Annotated in this window: 24 protein-coding genes, 2 tRNA genes and 1 other RNA gene; 11 read left to right on the top strand and 16 right to left on the bottom strand. The window is 61.7% G+C overall.

Features of this window, described 5'->3' with window-relative positions; translation table 11 throughout:
- Positions 1-27 precede the first annotated feature (27 nt).
- The 4 genes from orn (at position 28) to ACSSVG_RS19525 (ending at position 2,369) form a co-directional block, all read left to right on the top strand.
- Positions 28-621 (top strand): oligoribonuclease, encoded by a 594-nt coding sequence (gene orn / locus ACSSVG_RS19540; RefSeq protein ID WP_492419260.1) that lies wholly within the window; start codon positions 28-30, stop codon positions 619-621.
- A 131-nt stretch (positions 622-752) separates the two neighbouring features.
- Positions 753-828, top strand: a tRNA-His gene (locus tag ACSSVG_RS19535).
- A 126-nt stretch (positions 829-954) separates the two neighbouring features.
- Positions 955-1,527, top strand: a complete 573-nt coding sequence (gene def / locus ACSSVG_RS19530; protein WP_492415903.1) for a peptide deformylase — start codon at positions 955-957, stop codon at positions 1,525-1,527.
- 2 nt (positions 1,528-1,529) lie between these two features.
- Positions 1,530-2,369 carry an acyltransferase domain-containing protein gene (locus tag ACSSVG_RS19525; RefSeq protein WP_492415902.1) on the top strand — a complete coding sequence of 280 codons (840 nt, stop codon included), beginning with the start codon at positions 1,530-1,532 and terminating at the stop codon, positions 2,367-2,369.
- Here ACSSVG_RS19525 and ACSSVG_RS19520 read toward each other — a convergent pair.
- From ACSSVG_RS19520 to rnpB, 4 genes are all read right to left on the bottom strand, one after another.
- Positions 2,354-3,154 (bottom strand): HNH endonuclease family protein, encoded by an 801-nt coding sequence (locus ACSSVG_RS19520; protein WP_253468415.1) that lies wholly within the window; start codon positions 3,152-3,154, stop codon positions 2,354-2,356. The genes ACSSVG_RS19525 and ACSSVG_RS19520 overlap by 16 nt on opposite strands.
- Before the next feature lie 120 nt (positions 3,155-3,274).
- Positions 3,275-3,484, bottom strand: coding sequence for a hypothetical protein (locus ACSSVG_RS19515; RefSeq protein WP_159708846.1), 210 nt, complete (start codon positions 3,482-3,484; stop codon positions 3,275-3,277).
- A 73-nt stretch (positions 3,485-3,557) separates the two neighbouring features.
- Positions 3,558-5,009 (bottom strand): glyceraldehyde-3-phosphate dehydrogenase, encoded by a 1,452-nt coding sequence (locus ACSSVG_RS19510; protein WP_492419258.1) that lies wholly within the window; start codon positions 5,007-5,009, stop codon positions 3,558-3,560.
- Between the two features lie 300 nt (positions 5,010-5,309).
- An RNA gene (gene rnpB, locus ACSSVG_RS19505) (RNase P RNA component class A) lies at positions 5,310-5,701 on the bottom strand.
- A 57-nt stretch (positions 5,702-5,758) separates the two neighbouring features.
- Here rnpB and ACSSVG_RS19500 point away from each other — a divergent pair.
- Complete coding sequence (locus ACSSVG_RS19500) at positions 5,759-6,523, top strand: YaaA family protein (protein ID WP_492415901.1); 765 nt, start codon at positions 5,759-5,761, stop codon at positions 6,521-6,523.
- Positions 6,524-6,535: 12 nt separating this feature from the next.
- Here the strand turns inward: ACSSVG_RS19500 and ACSSVG_RS19495 are convergent, their stop codons facing one another.
- Positions 6,536-7,273: a zinc ribbon domain-containing protein gene (locus tag ACSSVG_RS19495; protein ID WP_253468417.1), complete on the bottom strand. Its 738-nt coding sequence runs from the start codon at positions 7,271-7,273 to the stop codon at positions 6,536-6,538.
- A gap of 89 nt (positions 7,274-7,362) precedes the next feature.
- On the bottom strand, positions 7,363-8,274 hold the full coding sequence (locus tag ACSSVG_RS19490; protein WP_231342751.1) for a Nif3-like dinuclear metal center hexameric protein: 912 nt from the start codon (positions 8,272-8,274) through the stop codon (positions 7,363-7,365).
- Positions 8,275-8,389: 115 nt separating this feature from the next.
- On the opposite strand from ACSSVG_RS19490, the gene msrA reads away from it, so the two are divergent.
- From msrA to epsC, 3 genes are all read left to right on the top strand, one after another.
- Complete coding sequence (gene msrA, locus ACSSVG_RS19485; protein WP_492415900.1) at positions 8,390-8,914, top strand: peptide-methionine (S)-S-oxide reductase MsrA; 525 nt, start codon at positions 8,390-8,392, stop codon at positions 8,912-8,914.
- A gap of 66 nt (positions 8,915-8,980) precedes the next feature.
- A complete protein-coding gene (cysK, locus tag ACSSVG_RS19480) occupies positions 8,981-9,916 on the top strand; it encodes a cysteine synthase A (protein ID WP_231342759.1) in 936 nt (311 codons plus the stop codon).
- 40 nt (positions 9,917-9,956) lie between these two features.
- Entirely contained in the window at positions 9,957-10,541 is a 585-nt protein-coding gene (epsC, locus tag ACSSVG_RS19475; protein WP_231342761.1) for a serine O-acetyltransferase EpsC, read from the top strand.
- On the opposite strand, the gene ACSSVG_RS19470 is transcribed toward epsC, so the two are convergent.
- Together ACSSVG_RS19470 and gnd are read right to left on the bottom strand one after the other, a co-directional pair.
- A complete protein-coding gene (locus ACSSVG_RS19470) occupies positions 10,538-11,377 on the bottom strand; it encodes an oxidoreductase (protein WP_492415899.1) in 840 nt (279 codons plus the stop codon). The genes epsC and ACSSVG_RS19470 overlap by 4 nt on opposite strands.
- A 106-nt stretch (positions 11,378-11,483) precedes the next feature.
- On the bottom strand, positions 11,484-12,920 hold the full coding sequence (gnd, locus tag ACSSVG_RS19465; RefSeq protein WP_492415898.1) for an NADP-dependent phosphogluconate dehydrogenase: 1,437 nt from the start codon (positions 12,918-12,920) through the stop codon (positions 11,484-11,486).
- 253 nt (positions 12,921-13,173) lie between these two features.
- Between gnd and ACSSVG_RS19460 the strand changes: the two genes are divergently transcribed.
- Complete coding sequence (locus ACSSVG_RS19460; RefSeq protein WP_231342765.1) at positions 13,174-13,902, top strand: FadR/GntR family transcriptional regulator; 729 nt, start codon at positions 13,174-13,176, stop codon at positions 13,900-13,902.
- Between the two features lie 3 nt (positions 13,903-13,905).
- On the opposite strand, the gene ACSSVG_RS19455 is transcribed toward ACSSVG_RS19460, so the two are convergent.
- From ACSSVG_RS19455 to ACSSVG_RS19445, 3 genes are read right to left on the bottom strand one after another with little or no spacing between them, the layout of a single operon-like run.
- Entirely contained in the window at positions 13,906-14,952 is a 1,047-nt protein-coding gene (locus ACSSVG_RS19455; protein WP_253468421.1) for an L-idonate 5-dehydrogenase, read from the bottom strand.
- The gene (locus ACSSVG_RS19450) at positions 14,952-15,722 is read right to left on the bottom strand and encodes an SDR family oxidoreductase (RefSeq protein WP_231342768.1); all 771 of its coding nucleotides are present in this window, start codon (positions 15,720-15,722) and stop codon (positions 14,952-14,954) included. The genes ACSSVG_RS19455 and ACSSVG_RS19450 overlap by 1 nt, the downstream gene beginning before the upstream one ends.
- A 35-nt stretch (positions 15,723-15,757) precedes the next feature.
- Positions 15,758-16,669, bottom strand: coding sequence for an NAD(P)-dependent oxidoreductase (locus tag ACSSVG_RS19445; protein WP_492415897.1), 912 nt, complete (start codon positions 16,667-16,669; stop codon positions 15,758-15,760).
- A gap of 70 nt (positions 16,670-16,739) precedes the next feature.
- Between ACSSVG_RS19445 and ACSSVG_RS19440 the strand changes: the two genes are divergently transcribed.
- On the top strand, positions 16,740-17,807 hold the full coding sequence (locus ACSSVG_RS19440) for a D-2-hydroxyacid dehydrogenase (protein WP_492415896.1): 1,068 nt from the start codon (positions 16,740-16,742) through the stop codon (positions 17,805-17,807).
- 94 nt (positions 17,808-17,901) lie between these two features.
- Complete coding sequence (locus ACSSVG_RS19435) at positions 17,902-18,405, top strand: immunity protein CdiI family protein (RefSeq protein WP_253468425.1); 504 nt, start codon at positions 17,902-17,904, stop codon at positions 18,403-18,405.
- 99 nt (positions 18,406-18,504) lie between these two features.
- Here the strand turns inward: ACSSVG_RS19435 and ACSSVG_RS19430 are convergent, their stop codons facing one another.
- The 5 genes from ACSSVG_RS19430 to ACSSVG_RS19410 all read right to left on the bottom strand — a co-directional run bounded on the left by ACSSVG_RS19430 (position 18,505) and on the right by ACSSVG_RS19410 (position 22,544).
- Positions 18,505-19,863: an MFS transporter gene (locus ACSSVG_RS19430; protein WP_492415895.1), complete on the bottom strand. Its 1,359-nt coding sequence runs from the start codon at positions 19,861-19,863 to the stop codon at positions 18,505-18,507.
- A gap of 158 nt (positions 19,864-20,021) precedes the next feature.
- Positions 20,022-20,816, bottom strand: coding sequence for an IclR family transcriptional regulator (locus ACSSVG_RS19425; RefSeq protein WP_231343456.1), 795 nt, complete (start codon positions 20,814-20,816; stop codon positions 20,022-20,024).
- Positions 20,817-21,048: 232 nt separating this feature from the next.
- Positions 21,049-21,339, bottom strand: coding sequence for a hypothetical protein (locus tag ACSSVG_RS19420; RefSeq protein WP_231343457.1), 291 nt, complete (start codon positions 21,337-21,339; stop codon positions 21,049-21,051).
- Positions 21,340-21,456: 117 nt separating this feature from the next.
- A tRNA-Val gene (locus tag ACSSVG_RS19415) sits at positions 21,457-21,532 on the bottom strand.
- A gap of 52 nt (positions 21,533-21,584) precedes the next feature.
- Positions 21,585-22,544 carry a Sir2 family NAD-dependent protein deacetylase gene (locus ACSSVG_RS19410; RefSeq protein ID WP_492415894.1) on the bottom strand — a complete coding sequence of 320 codons (960 nt, stop codon included), beginning with the start codon at positions 22,542-22,544 and terminating at the stop codon, positions 21,585-21,587.
- Positions 22,545-22,546: the final 2 nt, after the last annotated feature.

Here is a 22,546-nt window from a genome sequence, read left to right as displayed (position 1 = left end):
GAACGCATCGTGTGGATCGACTGCGAAATGACCGGCTTGGACCTCAAGAACGACGCCCTCATCGAGGTTGCGGCGCTGGTGACGGATTCCGAGCTCAACATCCTGGGTGACGGAGTCGACGTCGTCATCAAGCCGGACGATGCCGCACTGGAACAAATGAACGACTTTGTGCGGGACATGCATACTCGCTCCAAGCTCCTTGACGAACTTCCCCGTGGGAAGACCATGGCCGAGGCAGAAGCCCAGGTCCTTGAGTACATCGAGAAGTGGGTGCCGGATCCCCGCAAGGCTCCCCTGGGCGGCAACTCAGTGGGAACGGACCGGATGTTCCTTGCCAGGGACATGCCCAACATCGTCGAGCACCTCCACTACCGCGTGATAGACGTCAGCACCATCAAGGAACTCTCACGCCGCTGGTTCCCGCGCGCCTACTTCCAGTCGCCGGCCAAGCACGGCGGCCACCGCGCCCTGGGCGACATCAAGGACTCGATCGACGAACTTCGCTACTACCGGGAAGCTGTCTTCGTTGCCGCCCCCGGGCCGGACACCGCAACAGCACAGCGCATTTCCAAGGACATCATTGCCACCGCCGAGACCTTGGGATCCAACGAAAAGGTGTGATCTGCACCATTTTTCAAGGTTTTTTCGCCAAAACCGGCAAAAGTGGACTTTGCACCCCAAAACAGCAGGTAAGCTATTTGTCGTTGCCTTGAAGGAAAGCCGGTCAAACGGTTCAGCCCCAAAGGCACATGGTGGGCTTAGCTCAGTTGGCAGAGCGCCTGGTTGTGGTCCAGGAGGTCGCGGGTTCAACCCCCGTAGCTCACCCCACCGAGATTGGCTCCAGAGCCGGTTTCCACAAAGGCCGCACCGGTTACCCGGTGCGGCCTTTGCTTTTAACCCGAATGCGGACCAACGCCGCTCCGGACTTCAGCGATCGACAAAGGAAGAACTGACATGACCGTCCTGCCAGTCACCATTTGGGGCGAACCTGTTTTGCACCGTCGGGCAAGTGAAGTCGAGGCTTTCGACGACGAACTCCGCACCCTGATCGCGGATATGTTCGAGACCAACGAGGCCGCGAACGGGGTGGGGCTCGCCGCCCCCCAGATCGGTGTGGGCAAGCGGCTCTTCGTCTACAAGTACGCCAATGATGACGACGTCCCGGAGCAGGGTGTCGTGGTCAACCCGGTCCTGACTCTCTCCAAAGTCTCAGGAGCACTCCCGGACCCTGACGAGCATGTGGAAGGGTGCCTTTCCTTCCCTGGCGAGTACTACCCCTTGCAGCGGGCTGAATGGACCCGGGTTCAAGGCTTCGATGGCAATGGCAACCCAGTGGACTTTGAAGCGACCGGTTGGTTCGCCAGGATCCTGCAGCATGAGTTCGACCACCTGGATGGCAAGCTTTACGTCAACCGGCTCGTGGACAGGTATTCAAAGAAGGCACTCAAGCAAGCCAAGAAAAACGGTTGGGGTGTGCCCGGCCTGACCTGGATGCCCGGCGTCGACCCCGATCCTTTCGGACACTAAGCATGTCCGCGAGCACGCACAGCGAACTTTTCGGGCTCTTGGACATCACTGGCGCCGATGCGGATGAATGCGCCCGCCTTCTGGCTACGCCGCCCGATGAATCCGTGCTGCGGTCCATGGCAGCCCTGCAGCAACGCCTCGGAACCTTTCCGCTGGAGAGCATCAGGGAAGACAACGCCAGCGAGACCGTATGGATCGAAGCACTGCTCCGCTTCGCCCCAGCCGTTTACTCCCACCATCTGGAACGTGGAATCAGTCCGGAGGTATCCGCGGCGTCCTTGGCCGACATGGGCCTGCAGCTCCGGATCAACCGCCGGGTCCACGGACGTTTTGGCCTTGATACCTGGGGTTGGCTGACCCTACACATGGCAGGGAATCTGTTCAGGCTGGGCCGGTTGCAGTTCCATCTGGTCCGCAGCCCGGAGGAAACCGCTCAAGCCGGTACTCCAGCGGAGAACCAGCGCTGGGTACTCGGCGTTCATATTCCCGAAGATGGCGGGCTCTCCCCCGCCTTGGTGGATGCCAGCCTGGCCGAGGCCCGCCTGTTCTTCGCCCGCTATTTCCCGGATAAACCAGCAGCTGTTGCCACCTGTGATTCATGGATGCTGGATCCCTACCTCGCGGACCGGCTCCCGGACAGCAATATTGCTTCCTTTGCCCGGCGCTTCACGCTGGATCGCTGCACGGACGCCCCAACTGATGCCGTGTACTTCACGTTCCGGCAACGCGGGCTACAGGACTTGGACAGGCTCCCCCGGGACACCTCACTCCAGCGTGTGGTCTTGGAGAGGATCGACGACGGCGGCACCTGGCAATTGGGGCACGGTCACCTGGCACTGTAGATAGTCTGCTGCTCCGGGCAGGAGGACAGGACGCCCTTCATGGCGTCCTTCTCTGCTGGTGTCACCCACAGCTTGTAGGCAGCCTTCACCGAAATCTGCCGGGCGACATAGTGGCAGCGGAAGTTCTTATTAGCCGGCAGCCAGGTCGCGGCGTCTCCTGCGCCCTTTTTAACGTTCGCGGGGCCATCAGCGGCGATCAGGTTCAGGGGATCGTTTGCGAACATCTGCCGCTGCTGGACAGTAAGCTGCTGTGCACCTTTCTGCCATGCGTCTGCCAAGGCAACCACGTGATCGATTTGAACGGCTGAGCTGGTGTCCTGGCCTCTCCGGAAGGATACCTGCGCTCCGGTGTAGGGTTCGTGAAGGCTGCCGCCTGCTACCTTGCACGATGAGCCTTCCGTGAACTCGACGGCTTTGAGATCCCGACGCAGGATATCGTTCCGGGTATCGCACCCGTTCCTGTCGGCATCGGCCCAGGCCTGCCCGAAGGCAGCCCTGTCATAGTCCGTTTTCGCAGCCCTGCCCTTTACCTGCAGCCTATCCAAGGCCTCGGCCGCTTTTTCGGCAGCCACGGGAGCAGCGCCGCGGAGCGGCTTCATCCAGGCAGGGTCGAAAACAGGGGCTTCGCTTGGTCCCACGACCCACGAATCGGCAGCAGTGAATTGGCCTGTGGTGAAAAACCACGAAAGCCCAGCCACGAGGGTTGCGGCGGCCAGGCCAAGAATTGTCCATGCTTGTCGGGATCTGCGCCGAGCGCGTTTATAGGCAGACCAGGTGATGCTCAAGGGACTCCATCCAGTGGGGGCAGGCTTGTCCTACGAGCGTAGGACAAGGCCCCGACAGTCAGAGCCGGTATCCACAGTGTGGAGGAGAAGTCACACCGTGGAGAAGGTCAATCTGCGAGGTTATTGCTCGCGCATCACGCGCTGGAGGTCCTCCGCTGCTACCGCGAGGAGCCCCCGCAGTTGCTCCACCCGTTGGTCAGTGACGTCGCCAGCGGAGTTGGCCGCAACGGCTTGATCCAAGAGCTTTTGAGCTTGCTTATGATTGGCGCGGGCCACGTCCAGCGCGTGTTCCAGCGTGGTCTCGTGTTCAAGCGTTGATTCATTTTCCATGAACCCATTTTGGTCAGGTTTCCCGGCTGATACCAGTGACACAGCCGGGAAACCCGAGAATACTTCCGGGTGCCTAGGCTCCGGCCGTTTCAAGCACTGCGATAGGAGCCACGACGTCCCGGGCCGGGAACGACGGCGGGTTGACGCCGGCCATTTCCTCCATGACGCGGACTACCTGGCAGGAGTAACCGAACTCGTTGTCGTACCAGACGTACAGTACGAGGTTCTTGTCATTGGAGATCGTGGCGAGGCCATCAACAATGCCCGCACGGCGTGAGCCAACGAAGTCTGTGGAAACAACATCGGGAGAATCGATGTAGTCGATCTGCTTGCGAAGATCCGAGTGCAGGGACATTTCGCGGAGGAAGTCGTTGACCTCATCCCGGGTAGTGCCCTTTTCAAGGTTGAGGTTCAGGATGGCCATGGAAACATCCGGCGTCGGAACGCGGATGGCGTTGCCGGTCAGCTTGCCCTGCAGTTCCGGGAGCGCCTTGGCTACGGCCTTTGCGGCGCCTGTCTCGGTGATGACCATATTCAACGCTGCGGAGCGGCCGCGGCGATCGCCCTTGTGGAAGTTGTCGATCAGGTTCTGGTCGTTCGTGAACGAGTGCACCGTTTCAACATGGCCGTGGATGATGCCGAACTTGTCGTTGATGGCCTTCAACACGGGTGTGATGGCATTGGTGGTGCAGGACGCGGCGGTGACGATCTTGTCCTCATCCGCGATGTCCTTGTGGTTGATGCCGTGAACGATGTTCTTGAGGTCGCCCTTGCCCGGCGCGGTGAGCAGGACGCGGGAAGCGCCCTTGCTCAGCAGGTGCTGGGAGAGGCCTTCGGCATCGCGCCAGCGGCCTGTGTTGTCCACGACCAGGGCATCCTTGATGCCGTAGGCCGTGTAGTCCACCGTGGCGGGGTTGTCCGAGTAGATGACCTGGACCTGCACGCCGTTGGCGGTGATGGTGTTGGCTTCCTCGTCCACGCGGATGGTGCCCTCGAAGGAACCATGCACGGAGTCGCGGCGCAGCAGGCTGGCACGCTTCACAAGATCGTTCTCAGCGCCCTTGCGCACCACGATGGCGCGGAGTCGCAGGCCGTGGCCACCGCCGGCCTTCTCAATGAGGATGCGGGCCAGGAGACGACCGATGCGGCCAAAGCCGTAAAGAACGACGTCGGTGCTGGTGCGGTCGTCAGCGCCGCGCTTTCCCACGATCTCAGCGAGCTCTGCTCGCAGGTACTCATCCAAGGAGGCGCCATTGCCTTCAGCCCGGAACTTCTCGGTCAAGCGTGCAATATCAATGGCTGCTGCGCCGAGTTCCAGCTCCGACAGGGCGTTCAGCAGGGGTGCGGTCTCTTCGAGCAGGAGCTCGTGGTTGCTCATCCGGCGGGCAAAGCGGTGCGCCTTAAGGATGTTCATGGTGGACTTGTTGATCAGGCTGCGGCCGTGGATGCTGGTGACCACGTTGTTTTCCCGGTACAACCGGCCGATCACCGGAATCATGGCCTCGGCGAGAGCCTCCCGGCCCATCCACTTATCAAGACAAGAATCTGACGTCTGGCTCACAGAACTACCTTCCTTGGGTCAACCACATACGTCCTCGTATGCAGATGGCAGCGGCCGCCCGGAGTAGTCCTGCGGCACATGCGCCAGCGGGCTTCGGTCCACCCACAGCGCCTTGAACGAGAGCAAAGAAAAATCCGCCGGCTGCGAACGCAGTCCCGGCGGCAGAACATCTACGTTCAGTAACCATTCTAAGGCGGAAGGAAGGAGCATAGGCCGCGCGAAGGCGTGAAATCACTCACACGCCGGTTTTGCGGCAGTCATAAATGGATGGGTCGACCGATACGCCGGGTTCTGTCATCCCCTGCCGTTACCGGCAGAGGAGTGGCGGCCATCCATCTACGAACGCCGTTGCCGACGCCCTCCAGCAGCCTACCCGGACACTCGGGCGAGCAGCCCTCGAACGTGTCCTGTCTGGCCTTGCTCCGGGTGGGGTTTACCTAGCCTCCCCGGTCACCCAGGGAGCTGGTGGTCTCTTACACCACCGTTTCACCCTTACCTGCTGCCGCGTGATGCAAACACCATGCGGCGCAGGCGGTCTGTTCTCTGTGGCACTGGCCTGCGGGTTACCCCGAGTGGGCGTTACCCACCACCCTGCCCTGCGGAGCCCGGACGTTCCTCGAGCCACTTTCATGACGCGCGACCGCCTGGTCGACCCATCCGCCGTCCAGTCTACCGGCGTTGGGACCGGCCAAAGTCCCCGGTAATATCGACTGGTGCTGATTCTGCTGCCGCCTTCCGAAGGCAAGACCCCCGCTCCCAAAGGTCCCGCCATCGATTGGGAGTCGCTCAGCTTTCCGGAACTGAATCCATATCGGGCAAAGGTGCTGGAAGCTTTGGGTAGCGTGAGCGCGCACGAGGACGCACTCGCGTTGCTGGGCGTCGGCGCCTCGCTGCGCGACGACGTCGAACGCAATACCCGACTCCATGCGGAACCGGCAGCGCCGGCACACCAGGTCTATTCCGGGGTTCTCTACGATGCCCTGGGCTACAACACCATGACGCCAACACAGCGCCGTAAGGCGACCGAGTCGATCCTCGTGGTCTCCGCCCTCTGGGGCGCCATCGGCTTTGGTGACCATGTACCCGCCTACCGGCTGTCCATGGGAACTGCCCTGCCCGACGTCGGACGCCTCGCCTCCTATTGGAAGCCGCAACTTAGCGCAGCCCTCGCCTCACGTGCCGAGGGCCATCTCCTGGTGGATTGCCGCTCCAGCACCTACGCCGCAGCATGGGCTCCCCCTACGGCGCAGACCGTCAACGTCAACGTGTTCAATGAAGCAAACGGCAAACGGACCGTAGTGAGCCACTTCGCCAAGCACACGCGTGGTGAGCTGGCGCGGCACTTGCTGACAAGGCGCGGCAAAGCTCCAGCAACTCCGGATCAGCTCCTGAAGGCCGCCGGCGAAGTCTGGACTGCGGAGCTTGTTGAGGGCACGGCCCGGAAGCCGCACGCGCTCAACATCATCCTGTCCAGCTGATGTAGGGGCCGGTCAGTTCCACTCGGCCGAACGGACCAGGATGACACCGGAATCCGGGCAGAAGACGATGTCGTCTTCAGCAGCGGCCTTGACTTCGGCCAAGTCGCCAGGGCTGAGCATCATGCCCGACCCCTCGGACTTCCCATGGAACAGCCGGGCGGCACCGACGCCACGCTTGGCGATGGTCTTCTCGTAGACGGCGAGCACTCCCCCGTCCAGGGAATCGGCGAACGCTGCCCGCTGTCCACGAACCACGGTTTCTTCAGCCGCGATTTCAGCAATGGCTTCATCGAGTTCGGCACGGATGCTGCCGAAGGAGCCTTGGATATCGTCAACGATCGCCTGCTGGGCTGCTTGCCGCTCACGCAGCGTGTCCAGTCGCTCCAGGATTTCGAGCTCAACATCCTCAAGGTCCGAGCGGCGTTTGTTGAGCGATGCAATGTCATTCTGCAACGCCACCAGGTCCTTGGACAGGCCGGTGCCGCTGTTGAGCCTGGTCTCGTCGCGTTCAATGCGGGTGGCAACCTGCTCCACGTCAGCTTCCGCCCGGCGAAGTTCGGACTCGGCATCGTGTACGGCGACCTTGGCGGCTCCCAGCTCACCATTGGCGACGCTAAGGGCATCTGTGAGGTCCGTGATGCGGGGGTCCGTTTCCAAAACCTTCCGGCGGCCTGCCAACGACTTCAGCTTGGCGTCCAGCCCCTGCAGTTCAAGCAATTTCAATTGTTCTGCCGGTGCTGCTTTCGCCACGCTTACCTCCGCTTGTCGCCGCCGGAACCGGGTATCAGTCACGGCCGGACGGCCTCTATCTGTTGAGGCTGTCCATGTCCTTCTAGACTCTAGTCCCCGCCGGGAGTGAGTATGAAGTCCCAAGGATCACTGTTGGTGCTGCTGACACGGATTTCGACGTCGTAGCCTTGGTCCGCAAGCACGTTGCCCAGTGCTTCGGAGGCGGCAGGCAGCCACAACCATTCGCTGGCAAAATGTGAAACGTCAATCAGGTAAGGCCGGCCGTTGCTGGCACCTTCGCGGGCTTCGGATGCCGGATGGTGGCGCATGTCTGCTGTGACGTACACATCGGCATGGCTGGCCCGGACGGCGTCGAACAAGCTATCTCCGGCACCACCACAGACGGCGACGCGCCGCACCAATCCATCTTTGTCGCCGGCCACACGGACTCCACCGGCCACCGCGGGCAACATTTCAAAGACGCGCGCCGCGAAATCACCAAGCGTGACCAGGTCAGGTAGGTCACCGACCCGGCCGATGCCCTCTTCCGGCAAGCCGTTGGCTGCAGCAGTGAGGGGAACCACGTTGTCCAAGCCGAAGGCGTCGGCGAGAACGTCGGACACTCCTCCGACGGCTGAGTCGCCGTTGGTGTGAACGGTCAGGAGGCCAGTACCAGACTCAATCAAACGGTGGACGGCAAGGCCCTTGGCCGACGTCGCGGCGACGGAATTCACGCCTTTGAGGAGCAAAGGATGGTGGGTAATCAGCAGTTCAGCGCCCCACTCAATGGCTTCGTCAATCACGGCCAACGTGGGATCTACGGCAAAGAGCACCTTGGTGATCGGAGCATTGGGCCTACCGACAACAAGGCCAACTTCGTCCCAGTCCTCGGCCAAGGACTCCGGCCAGAGTTCCTCGACAGCCAACAACACCTGACCCAGCGTTGGATCGCCGCCGGCTTCAACTGTTTCGTCCTCTTCGACGGAATCCGCATCAGAAATGTCAGTGTTTACTGCTTCCATATCCTTATTCTTCCCTACGGCGCTGGATCAGGCTGATTCTGCACATGCCAGTCCCCGTAATTCTCCCGTAAGGTGAAGCGGGAATCATCGAGCCCTCCGATCCATTGAAGAGAACATGAAAACTTTCGTACTTGGCGGTGGCTGCTTCTGGTGCCTGGACGCCGTTTACCAGAAAACCCGCGGCGTCAGCTCCGTAGTCTCCGGCTACACCGGCGGCCACGTCCGCAATCCTGATTACTACGAGGTCTGCTCAGGAACCACAGGTCATGCGGAAGTCGTTGCCGTGACCTTCGACGAAACCGTTGTACCGGAGACGGTCATCCTGGACATGTTCTTCGCCCTTCACGACCCCACTACCTTGAACCGGCAGGGTTACGACGTCGGCACCCAGTACCGGTCATCGATGTTTTATACAACCACGGATGAAAAAGTGCTGTTCGAGGAAGCCATCGAACGCGCCCAGGCCCTGTGGTCCGATCCGATTGTGACCGAGGTCAGCCGCCTTCCGGAGTTCCATGAGGCCGAGGAAGTACACCAGAATTACTATGCCAAGTTCCCCTACCAGGGGTATTGCCAGGTGATCATTAATCCGAAACTGGCCAAGGCCCGGAAATATTACTCTGCATGGCTTACTGCTTAGCAGGGTTTCGATCCGGCTGGTTAGGCTGACCTCAGCATTCCCTCTTCAGAGATAGGCGTAATTTTCATGGCAAGGATCTACGACGACGTCACGCAGCTGGTTGGCCGCACTCCACTGGTTCGTTTGAACCGGCTGACAGAAGGCCTCGACGCCACCGTTGCAGTCAAGCTCGAGTTCTACAACCCGGCCAACAGCGTAAAAGACCGCATCGGCGTGGCGATCATCGATGCCGCTGAGAAGTCCGGCGCTTTGCAGCCGGGCGGAACCATCGTCGAAGGTACCTCCGGCAACACAGGCATCGCCTTGGCACTGGTGGGCGCAGCCCGCGGCTACAAGGTCATCCTGACGATGCCTGAGACCATGTCCACCGAACGTCGCGTCATGTTGCGCGCTTACGGTGCCGAGATTGTCCTGACGCCCGGTTCCGAAGGCATGCGCGGTGCCGTCGAGAAGGCCCAGGAAATCGTCGCCAACACTGAGAACTCCATCTGGGCCCAGCAGTTCGCCAATGAGGCCAACCCTGCGATCCACCGCGCCACTACTGCCGAGGAAGTCTGGGATGACACCGACGGCGAAGTCGACATCTTTGTTGCAGGCGTGGGTACCGGCGGCACCATCACCGGCGTTGGCCAGGTCCTCAAGGAACGCAAGCCGGGCGTGCAGATCGTAGCTGTCGAGCCCAAGGACTCCGCAATCCTCAACGGTGGAGCCCCGGGCCCCCACAAGATCCAGGGAATCGGCGCCAACTTTGTTCCGGAAATCCTGGACACCAACGTTTACGACGAAGTCCTGGATGCCACGCTGGAAGATTCAGTCCGCGTTGCCCGTGAACTCGGTGCCCGCGAAGGCATCCTCGGCGGCATTTCCTCCGGCGCCATCGTTTGGGCGGCCCTTGAGCTGGCCAAGCGCCCCGAGAATGCAGGCAAGCTGATCGTTGCCGTCGTCTGTGACTTTGGAGAGCGTTACATCTCCACTGTGCTGTTCGACGACATCCGCGGCTAAGACTTGGCCCGCACGCCTTCATTTCTGTAGAAAGGTCTTTGTGAGCTTCTTCGCAAGGCTTAAGGAAGACCTCGACGCCGCCCGGTCGCATGACCCGGCGGCTCGAGGCTCTTTTGAGAACTTTTTCGCATACTCCGGCCTGCACGCCATCTGGGCGCATCGTCTGACGCACCGGCTGTGGCAGAACCCGGCGCTCCGTTTTCCGGCGCGCCTGATCTCACAGCTGGCCAGGTTCCTGACGGGCATCGAGATCCATCCCGGCGCCACCATTGGCCGCCGTTTCTTCATCGACCATGGCATGGGTGTGGTGATCGGCGAGACCTCCGAGATCGGCGAGGACGTGATGATCTATCACGGCGTGACGCTCGGAGGCCGCTCTTTGGCCAAGGTCAAGCGGCACCCGACCATCGGTGACCGCGTCACAATCGGTGCTGGCGCCAAAGTCCTGGGGCCCATCACCATCGGCGCGGACAGCGCCGTCGGCGCCAACGCCGTGGTGGTCAAGGACGCTCCACCGGAATCGATCATCACAGGAATTCCCGCAACGTGGCGTCATCGCGATGCGAGGTCCGAAACCAAGCCCGCAGTGGATCCGGCAGAGTATTACATCGAGTACCGGATCTAGCCCGCGAGTCTTTTGTAGAAATTCCAGAAGACCGCGTCGAAGGCGCGGTCCGGAAGAATTCTTCGCATTGCCAGGACGCTCCAGGCCCCCCTACCCACCGGGTAGCGGGTCCTGGGGCGTCTTGCTGTTGCAGCTCGAACTATGGCTTTTGCAACGACCCTGGCCGGAGTGGACAGCACGTGACCGGCTCCGGAAGTGGATGCCAGTGCGGCAGCGACGACATGGGCCTGTTCGCTGTAGGGCCCGCCACCGGAGGCGACCAACAAACCCTCGCCAGCTATGGTGCCCCATTCCGTGTTTGTCCCTGACGGCTCAATAATGACGACGTCGATGCCGTGCGGTTTCAACTCCAGGCGCAGGGAATCGCTCATCCCCTCCACTGCGAATTTTGTGCCGTGGTACCAGGCACCCAGGGGCTCGTAAATTTTTCCGCCGATGGACGTGACGTTGATGATCCGGCCTGAGCGTGCAGCCCGCATCCCGGGAATGACGAGTTGCGTCATCCTGGCCAGGCCCATGACATTGACTTCGAACTGGCGCCGGCCCTCGGCCAACGGAACTTCCTCAAGGGATCCGTACGAACCGTAGCCGGCATTGTTGACAAGGACATCGATGTGTCCGTGGGCCGCTTCCACCAGAGCCACTGCAGACGCCATGGATTCCTCCGACGTGACATCCAAGGACATGACCGTGATGCCGTGACGCTTCAGGGGCTCCATCTTCTCCCGACGGCGTGCACCGGCATATACAGTGAACCCTGCCGCCTTGAGGGCGATGGCCGTGTCGAAGCCGATTCCCGTGGAAGCCCCGGTGACAAGCGCGATGCGGGATGCCATGGCAGTTCTCCTTCATTTCAGGTACGGCAAGTTCACTTCAGGTACGGCAAAGGCCGGCCCTCCCCAGCGTAACTGGGAGGGACCGGCCTCTTGCGGGAAGCTGACGCTAGTGGGTGTCGACTGCCGAGATCTCGGACTTGTCTTCGCCCCACAGGGTGTGGAACGTACCCTCGGTGTCGACGCGACCATAGGTGTGTGCACCGAAGAGGTCGCGCTGGCCCTGGATCAGGGCAGCGGCAACGCGCTTGCGGCGCAGGCCGTCGTAGTACGCCAAGGAGGAGGAGAACACCGGTACCGGGATGCCCAGCTGAACAGCGGTTGCCACAACGCGGCGCCAGGCCGGGAGTGACTCGGCGATGGCCTTGGTGAAGGCAGGCGCGAACAGCAGGTTGGCGGGCTTTTCTTCGGCGGCGTAGGCCTTGGTGATGTCCTTGAGCAGTTCTGCACGGATAATGCAGCCTGCACGCCACAGGGAAGCGATCTCGTCCAGCTTGAGGTCCCAGCCGTACTCCTTCGCGGCCGAGGTCAGCATGTCAAGGCCCTGGGCGTAGGAGACCAGCTTGGAGGCGTAGAGAGCCTGGCGGACGTCCTCGACGAAGGTCTCGGGGATTTCCACGGAGGCTTCTTCGCCGGCCAACAGTTCCTGGCCAAGCTTGCGCTGCTCGGTCTGGGAGGACAGCGCGCGGGCGAAAACGGATTCGGCGATGCCGGAGACCGGCGAGCCGAGTTCCAGGGCGGAGATGACCGTCCAGCGGCCCGTGCCCTTCTGTCCTGCGGCATCGACCACGACGTCCACGAACGGTTTGCCCGTCTTGGCGTCAACGTGTCCCAGGACCTCAGCAGAGATCTCGATCAGGAAGGAGGACAGATCGCCCTTGTTCCACTCAGCGAAGATCTTGGACTGCTCAGCGGGTTCGATGCCGGCGCCGGAGCGGAGGAGGTCGAATGCTTCACCGATGACCTGCATGTCGGCGTACTCGATGCCGTTGTGGACCATCTTGACGAAGTGGCCCGCACCATCGGTGCCTACCCAAGCGCAGCAGGGCTCGCCGTCCACCTTTGCGGAAATCTTCTCCAGCAACGGGCCAAGGGCGTCGTAGGATTCCTTGGAACCACCGGGCATGATGGACGGACCGTTGAGCGCGCCCTCTTCGCCACCGGAAACACCGACGCCGACGAAGTGCAGGTCTTTCTTGGCCAAGGCCGCTTCGCGGCGGCGGGTGTCCTCGTAGTGCGAGTTACCGGCGTCGATGATGATGTCGCCGGCCTCGAGCAGCGGTTCGAGCTGCTCGATCACGTTGTCAACGGGAGCGCCTGCCTTGACCATGATCAGGACGCGGCGGGGCTTTTCGAGGGAGTCGACGAGTTCCTGCAGCGTTTCCGTGCGGATGAAGTCGCCGTCCGTGCCGTGCTTTTCGAGCAGGGCGTCAGTCTTTTCCACGGAGCGGTTGTGGAGAGCCACGGTGAAGCCGTTGCGGGCGAGGTTGCGGGCCAGGTTGGCGCCCATCACCGCAAGGCCGGTGACACCGATGTGTGCTGACATCAAAACTCCAATTCGTTCGTGTACAAACAGTCCCGACGTACCCATAGGGGATACGCAGGAAGCGATTTCAAAACCAGGGGCTGCAATAAACCATACGTATTAAAACCTTGGGCGGGAAAGCGGTGCCCACGTTTTGGAAGGGGCCCGCGTCATAAACAGTCTATGATGGGCGCCCGGTTCCACTGACGCGCTGCCAGGCATGTGATACCGGGTCCGGCACGCAGGCGTCCTCTGCGCCACTATGCTTACCTCTATGTCAACCAGCCTCCACCACCGCGCCGTTGAGCATTTGGGAACCCGGATTGTGGGCGGCGCCCTCCCTACAGGCCATGTCATGTTGGCGGAGCACCTGGAAGACGAACTCAACGTATCCCGCTCCGTGGTCCGCGAGGCCGTTCGCGTTCTGCAATCGCTGGGCCTCGTCGAGACCATCAAGCGGGTAGGCATCCGTGTCCTTCCTGCGCACCGCTGGAATCCGTTCGATCCTTTGGTCATTCGTTGGCGGCTTGCCGGCGAGGGACGGGGCGCCCAGCTGAGGTCGCTCGCTGAGCTGCGTTCCGCCGTCGAGCCCGTGGCCGCCGAACTTGCCGCAGGCAATGCCCCGGAAAGCCTCAGGCAAGAGCTGGTGGGCATTTCCCTCGCCATGAAGGAGGCCGGCGATGCCGGAGACATGGCCAGGTTCCTTGACCTTGATATCCGGTTCCACGCACTGGTGTTGTCCGGATCGGGCAACGAAATGTTCGCCAACCTCATTGGTCAGGTCACCGAGACCCTCACCGGTCGTACCGTGCACGGGCTCATGCCGGAGCACCCCCAAAAGCAGGCACTCCAGTGGCATATGGACGTCGCTCACGCCATCGACGCCGGGGATGGTTCCCTCGCGCGTGACGCGGCAGCGAAGATCATGCGGCAGACCATCGCGGAGCTGGCGCCCAGTTGGGACGACCAGCCCCGCGTGTTCGTCCCCGTGTCCAGGAACTAGCTACTACCGGAAGTTCAACAGAACCTTTCCGGACTCCGCCGAATTCCTGGCCACCTCAAAGGCCTCCAAACCATGGGCGAGGTCGAATTCATGGGTCACAACCGGGTCAACAAACAGCGAGCCGTCAGCCAGCGCTGCGATGACATCGTCGATTTCGTTGTTGAAGCGGAAGGACCCCAGCAGTTCCAGTTCGCGCGTGATGGCCAGGGAGATGAAGACCGGCTGCGGCCCTGACGGCAGAAGTCCCACCATCACTACTTTGCCGCCGCGGGTGGCACCCTTGATGGCCGATGCGAGGCCGTAGTGGCTGCCTGAGGATTCAATGACTACATCGGCGTCCACTGCAGCTATTGCATCCGCTTCATCGCCCTTGAGGACTTCATCCGCGCCAACGGCGCGGGCGATTTCCAGCGGCTTGTCATGCATGTCGACGGCGACAATCCTGGCCGCGCCGGCACGCTTCAGGACGGCGACGGCGAGCGCACCGATAGGACCGCTGCCGATGACAAGGGCCGTCTTTCCTCTGACATCGCCGGCCCGGGCAACGGCGTGCCAGGCAACACTGGCCGGTTCTACAAGCGCAGCCGTGCGAAGGTCCAGGCTTTCCGGCAGTGGTCGCAGCATCCTGGATGGAAGGTTGGCGTAACGGCTGAAAGCACCGTCTGTGTGCGGGTGCCGGGCAGCACTGCCCAGATAAGTGCATCCCGGGGAGAGATTCGGCCGGTCCTGCGGGAATCGGACATCACCGGGAGCAGGAGTGGCTGGATGGACAGCAACGGGCGTTCCAACCACGGGGCCACTGCCGTCAGCAGCCTGCTGGGCCACGACGCCTACAATCTCGTGGCCGAGGACCATTGGCTCCTTGAGGATTGACTCCCCTGCCGCGCCGTGCAACCAGTAGTGAAGGTCGGAACCACAGATCCCGCCGTACGCTATCTCCACAATCGCCTCATCGGACGCGGGAGCGGTCAGTGGGATGTCTTCAATCCGGAGATCGCCCTTTCCATGGGCAACCACTGCGGGGCCGGAAACAGGAAGGGTGATACCCATCAGACCACCACCGTCATTCCGCCGTCGACGAAGATTGTCTGGCCGTTGACGAAGTTGGACGCCTGCGACGAAAGCCACACCACGGGCCCTGCGAGATCGGCTACGGTCCCCCACCGGTTGGCCGGGGTGCGGCCAAGGATCCAGGAGTTGAAGTCAGCGTCGTCCACCAGGTTCTGGGTCATTTCCGTGTGGATGTACCCGGGGGCGATTCCGTTGATCTGCAAGCCTGACGCGGCCCACTCTGCCGTCATGGCCCGGGTCAGGTTGCGGAGTCCGCCCTTCGCTGCCACATAGGGTGCGATGGTGGGGCGGGCAAGGTCTGTCTGGACCGAACAGATGTTGATGATCTTGCCCTGGCCCCGCGGGATCATGTGCCTGGCTGCTTCCCTCCCTACCAGGAAAGCGCTGGTCAGGTCCGTGGTGATCACGCGGTCCCAATCCTTGACGTCCAGGTCCAGCATGGGCACACGGTGTTGGATCCCGGCATTGTTCACCAGGATGTCCAGCGGTCCGACGTTCTGCTCGACCCAGGCCACCCCTTCTGCGGCGGACGTGGCATCGGTAACGTCGAAGGCGCGACTGTGCACCCGCCCGTCCGGGTAGTCAGCTGCCATGGCCTGATGGGCTGCCTGGAGCCGGTCCGCGTTGATGCCGTTGAGCACTACCGTTGCTCCGGCATCGGCGAGGCCCCTGGCGAGGGCGTTGCCGATCCCCCTGCTTGAACCTGTAACCAAGGCAACCCGCCCGGCCAGATCGAAAAGTCCACTCATAGTTTGTTCTTCATTCCTTCTACGGTTGCGCCGGTTCAGTTGCTGTTCGTCGAAGCAGCGTGCGTCCGGCTCAGGTTGGCGATGGTTTGACGGACCACGGCGAGGTCTTGATCGCCGAGTCCTTGTCGTTTCAGTTCTGCGTAAAGGTCAAGGGCCGCCGAGGCCATGGGTACGGCCGAGCCGGCAGCTTCAGCACTGGCAAGGACGAAGCCCAGGTCCTTATGCATGAACTTGGCAGGACCGGTGGGCGCATAATCCTTCGTGGCCAGACGAGGGCCGACATTGTCCAACACACGGCTTCCCGCCAGCCCTCCGGAAAGAACTTCGAAGAGGGCTGCCACGTCCATGCCGGAGCGTTCGGCGAGTTCGGCCGCTTCGGCGAGTGCCGCCGTCGTGGTTCCGACAATCAGTTGATTGCACGCTTTGGCGAGGGAGCCGGATCCCAGTGGCCCCAACCGCCGCACGGTGGTCCCCATGGAGCCCAGAAGCGGTTTCAGGTCGTCGAATTGGGATTCGGTGGCGCCGACCATAATGGCCAGCGTTCCGCCCTGCGCACCTGCCGTCCCGCCACTGACTGGCGCGTCCACCACACAGGCGTTGCCATTGCTCGCCTGGTGGACAGTTTCGCCGAACTGCCGTACCGCTGTTGGCGAGACGCTGCTCATAATCACGACGGCGGTACCCGGCTTTGGTGGTGCGCTCCGCCAGGATTCGAGCAAACCCGAGGCAGCTTCTTCGATGAACGGCAGATCCGGAAGCATGAAGATGATGGCGTCCTCGTCCCGCAGTCCGGCGACGCTGGCTGCCCGCTGGACACCGGGGAGGCCATCGAAGGCGGCATCGGAACGGTTCCAGGCGGTGATGGCCCACCCGGTTTTCGCGATATTTGCGGCCATGGGTGCGCCCATGAGGCCCAGGCCCACGAAGCCCACACGTTGATTGGTCACGGCAGGTAACTCCTCACTTCGTTGTGGTCATCTTCAGGAATACTGTTCAATATCCTAGCCTCCATTCAGTATGATGAACACTATGACGACTGATGAACTTACCATCGCCATCGCTGTACCGCTCGAAGCAGAGCATGTAGAGCTGATCCGCGCTGTAGATCCTTCCGTAACGGTTCTCTACGATCCCGAGCTGCTGCCCCCCGAGCGGTTCCCCGCCGACCATGCCGGCGACCCCGGCTTCAAGCGGACGCCAGAGCAGGAGGAACGATACTGGGCCATGCTGAACCGGGCGCAGGTTCTCTACGGCTTCCCCAACGAGAGCCCGGCAGGACTGGCACGCATCGCCGCCAGCAACCCCCACCTGCAGTGGATCCATGCCATGGCCGCCGGCGCCGGCGGAGCAGTCAAGGCCTCCGGCCTGGACACCGAAACCTTGCAGAAGTTCCGCGTCACAACCTCGGCAGGCGTTCACGCCTTGCCACTGGCAGAGTTTTCCGCCTTCGGAATCCTCAACGGCTTCAAGCGCAGTGCGGAGATGGCGCAGGACCAGGCCGCCAAGCTCTGGCCCGAACTCCGCACCCCCACCAAGTTGGCCAACGGATCCAAGGTGGTCATCGCCGGCCTTGGTGAGATCGGCATGGAAACGGCCCGCATTGCACGCGCCCTTGGCATGAAGGTCAGCGGCACCAAGCGCAACGTCGAAGCCATCGAGGGCATCGAGGAGGTCACCGGCAATGACGGCCTCCCCGGATTGCTCGCCGATGCCGACGCCGTGGTCAACACACTTCCGGGCACGCCATATACGGAGAAGCTGTTCAACAAAGAAGTCTTCGGTGCCATGAAGCCCGGGACTGTGTTCGTCAACGTGGGACGCGGAACCGTTGTCGATGAAGAAGCCTTGCTCGAAGCCCTGGACAACGGCCAGGTCTCCTACGCCTGCCTGGACGTCTTCGCCGTGGAACCGCTTCCCCAGGACAGCCCCTTGTGGAGTCACCCCCGGGTGCTCGTATCCCCGCATACCTCCGCCCTGAGCTCGGCTGAGAACCGACTCATCGCCGAGCGGTTCTGCAGCAACCTGCGCACCTTCATGGCCGGCGGCGAACTGCCCCACTTGGTGGATCCAGTGCACTTCTACTAAGCCACCTTCTCAATAGCAGGTCCATGCAAGGGGCGCGGCCAGGGACAGACCCTGGCCGCGCCCCTTGCCGTGTTGCCTGCAGTAGCATCGGCACATGAACCGTTCAGAGGGCCCGCAGCGAAGCGTCGTCCGCCTATTTCCGGACTACGCGGATAGTGTGCTCTGGCTCGATGTTCCCATCAGCTATGAACTCACGGGGTTGACCGAAGGCCTGGTGCATGAGCTCCGGGACTGGGAGCAGTTCTACTACGAGTCCCTGACGCGTGATTTCACTTGGAAGTCAGCGGACCGGGCAGCCAACTACACAACTGAAGGTCATCGACTGGCGCAGCGAGTTGCTGATGAACTCGGCGACGGATACGAAGTCGAGTTCAGATCTTACGAAGAGAACGCCCGGACGCACCGGTTCCGCGGCACAAACGGCCCCAACCCCCGGGCCGTTGCTGCTTTCGATGTCCTTGTAGCTGTGGCGCGCGCGGAAAAGGACAGAATCACCCGCGCCCTGAAAGCCAGCCCGTCCGGAGAAGGTACTGGATGGTTCGCCACCTCGCCGATTTCGGGAAGCGTGTTCAAGCCGCCGCGGGAAGTGCAGGAATAGTCCGTCCGCACCCTTCAACAGCCTGGCCTCTGACAACAGCAGCGCGGCACCCTCCGCATGGAGAGTGCCGCGCTGGCGTGTTTGCGGTTAGCGCGAGAGTTACTTTGCGTCTTCCGTGCTGACGAGGTCTCGTCCGGCCGTCTCCGGCGTGAAGAAGGTGGTCACGAAGGAGATGAGGGCCAGGACCAGCGAGTAGATGGCCAAAACCAGCCACGAGTGGTTGGTGGCCGCCAGCATGAGAGCACCCAGCAGCGGAGCGAGTCCGCCGGCAAGGACGGCTGAGATTTCCCGGCTCATGGCAACGCCGGTGAAGCGGTACTGGGATCCGAACAATTCCGGCAGCAGCGGGCACTGGGGGCCCAGCATCGACTGGACGCCGATGGCGATGCCGACAGCCATGACAACCCACACGAGGGTGACGTTCCCCAAGGTGACCAGGTAGAAGGCAGGAACGGCAATGATCGCCTGGAACAATGCGCCGTAGCGGTACACGGGAACGCGGCCATATTTATCGGAGAGAGCGCCGAATGTCACCACCAGGACGGCAGCGAATCCTGCGGCGATCAGCAGGCCTACTGGTCCGATCGAGTTGTTTCCAGCAAAGACGCCCGCAGGCATGCTCATGAACGAGACCAGCAGCGCTGAGTAGATCGACGAGTTGCCGTTTTCGCCCATACGGAGACCGATACCCAGGAGCACGTTCTTCTTGGAGTGCTTCCACAGGGCACCAATGGGGTTCTTGACCACGTTCTTGTGCTTCTCAAGCTCCTGGAACGCAGGGGTTTCCTTCAGCTTGAGCCGGATGAAGATGGCCACCGCGATCAGGATAAAGCTGGCCAGGAACGGTACGCGCCACAGCCAGCCCTGCAGGACGGACTTGTCGGCCATGGCGATCAGGGCGAAGGTGCCTGCACCGAGGAGCGTACCCAACTGGATGCCGACGAACGGCAGTGATGCGTAGAAACCACGACGGCGGCGCGGGGCCACCTCTGAGATCAGCGTGGTGGCGCCTGCCTGCTCGGCACCGGCGCCCAAGCCCTGGATGATCCGCAAGGTCACCAGCAGGACCGCCCCGAGCATTCCGGCCTGCTCGAAGGTGGGAAGCAATCCGATGGCAAAGCTTGCCGTTCCCATCAAGGCGATGGTGAGGATCAGGACCATTTTGCGGCCGAACCTGTCGCCGATGTAGCCAAAGATCAAACCGCCAAAGGGTCGGGCGGCGAAACCGACGCCATACGTGGCGAAGGAGGCGATCAAAGCACCGTCCGGGCCCAATGGGGAAAAGAACAATGGGCCAAAGATCAGCGCGGAAGCCAATCCATAGATGTAGAAATCGTAGTACTCCAAGGCTGAGCCCACGGAGCTTGCCAGTGTTGCCCGGCGTAGCTGTTCCGGCTCAACAACAGCGTCGTCAGCCTCAGCTGCGAGCCGTGCATTAGTACGAGTTATCACAAGCACTCCCTCAAAATCACCCCAGGCCCCCGTTGGCCCGGCGAGATAGCGATGGCATCACCGCCAAGATCACTATAATGAACAGCGTACAGCTTGTTGAACTCACTGCCAAGGTTGTAATCAGATTTATTCCGCGAGGTGTGAATGTGACGCCCGCCATCCCCTTAACCCATGGGGTTGCCGAGGGATCGTGCCAACTCCTTAAGTTCCTTGACCATAAGCGCGCCCTGCTCTTCCGAGTAGGTTGCCTTCAGGGCGGTCACAGAGAGGCCCAGGCTTGGGCCGTGGGCGCCATGAGTGGGTACGGGCACGGCAAGGCAAACGACACCAACCGTTGACTCTTCGTCCTCGAAGGCGAATCCCTGCTTGCGGATGGCCACCACCTGGGCCTTGAGTTCTTCAGCTGTGCGGAGGGAGTTGGCGGTCATCACAGGGAGTTCCATGCCGTCCGGGAACATGGACTCGATGTCGTGATCGTGCAGTTGCGCCAACAGCGCCTTACCGACGCTGCACAGCGAAACCGGCATCTTGTCGCCAATATTGGACGTCAGCCGCACTGCGGGATGCCCCTCGTAGCGGGCCAGGTAGATAACGTGATCGCCGTCGAGCATGGCAATGCGCACGGTCTCACCAGAGAGCGTTGGGGCCTGCTCGCAATATTTGTAGAACTCCTGCACCTCATCGAGGCGGCTGAGGTAGGCGGCACCAAGTTCCACCAGCTTCCTGCCCAGCGCAAAGTCCGCACCCTGCCTGGTGATGAGGCGTGCTTCCTCCAGCGCCAGCAACAAGTTCGACGTGGACGACTTGGGAATACCCAGTTCCCGCGAAAGATCACTCAGAGTGAGGCGGCCTGACGGAGATCCAGCAAGTGCCTCAAGAACTGCCGCCGCGCGGGTCACTGCAGGTGCAGGCGACGAAGCGCCCAGCCCTTCGGAACGGGTGGTGCGGGAATCGGCCATGATTCTCCTTCGTCGATACATTCTGCTTGTTCATTCAGCTGAACACTTCCCATCATAGTGGCAAGCGCTTAGCCCTATCGGGAGGTGATTCGACGCATTTCCGACATGTGGCAGGACCGAGGCTGGCTCCGCTTTTCAAAACCCAAGAGTTCGCTGTATATTCATCTTCGAGCTCTCCACCGCGGCATCCCCCAATAGTCGTGGTGGAGAGCTCATCCATTTCCCGGGAATTTCAGGCCGCAACGACTTCTTCGCCCCTGAGGCACCAGCCCCCGCCAATACCGTCCCGCACCAGCTCCCACGTCGCGATGCCGGACCGGTCATTGTTTCCCAAGCGAACCTGGACCTGCCAGACCTCCACGTCCACGCGGCCCTGTCCCCGGGGCATGCGCCGGGAATGCTCCCACCAGGAAACCCGCTCAAACCAGCGGACAGGGTCCACCACAATCTGCCACTCGCGGCTGCCCCTGACGACGGCGACCGGCGAGCCTTGCAGGCTGGTCCGGATGTAAATGTGCTCCATGGAGGAGACCCTACGAGCGGGCCCCGACAATTTGGGGCCGCCTCAAAAGTCCGACGCGTGGACAACAAAAAACCCCGCCGCTCCGAGCCACAAGGCTTGGAGTGACGGGGTTTTGCTTGGTGGGTCCTACCGGGATCGAACCGATGACATCCACGGTGTAAACGTGGCGCTCTACCAGCTGAGCTAAAGACCCAAGTCGCAGTTTCAGTGCCTCAGCGCTTCAACCAACGAACAATGACTCTACATCATGATTCGAGAGAAACACCAATCGAGGCTTCAGGCCCGGAAAGATCAGGGAGATTTCGGGACAGATAGTCCAGCGCGCCACTGACGCCGAGCTCTAATTTCAGTTCGGCAAACCCGTCTCCACGCGTGGGTCCCCTGTTGATGATGATCACGGGTTTTGCGGCTTTCGCGGCGTGACGTACGAACCGAAGTCCGCTCTGCACCGTCAGGGACGAGCCTGCAACCAGGAGCGCACCCGCCTCATCAACCATGGCGTACGCGCGCTCGACCCGGTCCTTGGGTACGTTCTCGCCAAAATAGACAAAGTCAGGCTTGAGCGTCCCACCGCAGATGGGACAAACAGCCATAACGAATGAGGTAATGAGTTCTGGATCCTCAACTGTGGCATCAGCATCCGGGGCCATTTCCACCACTCCGGACTCCAGCGCATCAGCAAGGAACCCTGGATTGATTTCCTCAAGGATCGCCGCGATCAACCGCCGGCTGAAGATATGGCCGTTTTCCAGGCAGATCACCTGGTCAAATCGCCCGTGGAGATCCACCACGTTGACGCTGCCGGCATCCTCGTGGAGCCGGTCCACATTTTGGGTGATGAGGCCCGATAGTAGCCCCCTGCGCTCCATCAGCGCGACGGCGGCATGCCCGGCGTTGGGGTCGGCGTGCCTCAGGTGGGACCATCCCAAGTGATTCCGGGCCCAATAGCGGCGCCGGTTGGCCTCACTGCCAATGAACTCCTGGAAGGTCATTGGGTTACGGGGCGCAGAACCTGGCCCCCGGTAGTCGGGAATACCGGAATCTGTACTCAGCCCCGCTCCCGTAAGTACGGCCAGGCGCTTGCCGCTCAAGACTCCGAGTGCCTGTCCAACAGCGTCAAGCTCGTGGTGGTCAAGTTGCGGTGCGGGAGCCGGAGCCATGCTGGCAAAACCAGTCATGCCTACTCCGGGCCGGCCCTGGCTCATGA

It is taken from the genome of Paenarthrobacter sp. E2MeOHC11 (assembly GCF_058744955.1).
The sequence above is the reverse complement of the archived record's forward strand: the minus strand, read 5'-3'. Positions and strand labels throughout refer to the sequence as shown.

Coding starts and splice junctions, on each gene's coding strand:
- orn (WP_492419260.1), top strand. CDS start 28: ATGACCGGCTTGGACCTCAAGAACGACGCCCTCATCGAGGTTGCGGCG.
- def (WP_492415903.1), top strand. CDS start 955: ATGACCGTCCTGCCAGTCACCATTTGGGGCGAACCTGTTTTGCACCGT.
- ACSSVG_RS19525 (WP_492415902.1), top strand. CDS start 1,530: ATGTCCGCGAGCACGCACAGCGAACTTTTCGGGCTCTTGGACATCACT.
- ACSSVG_RS19515 (WP_159708846.1), bottom strand. CDS start 3,484: ATGGAAAATGAATCAACGCTTGAACACGAGACCACGCTGGAACACGCG.
- ACSSVG_RS19510 (WP_492419258.1), bottom strand. CDS start 5,009: ATGGGCCGGGAGGCTCTCGCCGAGGCCATGATTCCGGTGATCGGCCGG.
- ACSSVG_RS19490 (WP_231342751.1), bottom strand. CDS start 8,274: ATGGAAGCAGTAAACACTGACATTTCTGATGCGGATTCCGTCGAAGAG.
- msrA (WP_492415900.1), top strand. CDS start 8,390: ATGAAAACTTTCGTACTTGGCGGTGGCTGCTTCTGGTGCCTGGACGCC.
- cysK (WP_231342759.1), top strand. CDS start 8,981: ATGGCAAGGATCTACGACGACGTCACGCAGCTGGTTGGCCGCACTCCA.
- ACSSVG_RS19470 (WP_492415899.1), bottom strand. CDS start 11,377: ATGGCATCCCGCATCGCGCTTGTCACCGGGGCTTCCACGGGAATCGGC.
- gnd (WP_492415898.1), bottom strand. CDS start 12,920: ATGTCAGCACACATCGGTGTCACCGGCCTTGCGGTGATGGGCGCCAAC.
- ACSSVG_RS19460 (WP_231342765.1), top strand. CDS start 13,174: ATGTCAACCAGCCTCCACCACCGCGCCGTTGAGCATTTGGGAACCCGG.
- ACSSVG_RS19455 (WP_253468421.1), bottom strand. CDS start 14,952: ATGGGTATCACCCTTCCTGTTTCCGGCCCCGCAGTGGTTGCCCATGGA.
- ACSSVG_RS19450 (WP_231342768.1), bottom strand. CDS start 15,722: ATGAGTGGACTTTTCGATCTGGCCGGGCGGGTTGCCTTGGTTACAGGT.
- ACSSVG_RS19440 (WP_492415896.1), top strand. CDS start 16,740: ATGATGAACACTATGACGACTGATGAACTTACCATCGCCATCGCTGTA.
- ACSSVG_RS19435 (WP_253468425.1), top strand. CDS start 17,902: ATGAACCGTTCAGAGGGCCCGCAGCGAAGCGTCGTCCGCCTATTTCCG.
- ACSSVG_RS19425 (WP_231343456.1), bottom strand. CDS start 20,816: ATGGCCGATTCCCGCACCACCCGTTCCGAAGGGCTGGGCGCTTCGTCG.
- ACSSVG_RS19420 (WP_231343457.1), bottom strand. CDS start 21,339: ATGGAGCACATTTACATCCGGACCAGCCTGCAAGGCTCGCCGGTCGCC.
- ACSSVG_RS19410 (WP_492415894.1), bottom strand. CDS start 22,544: ATGAGCCAGGGCCGGCCCGGAGTAGGCATGACTGGTTTTGCCAGCATG.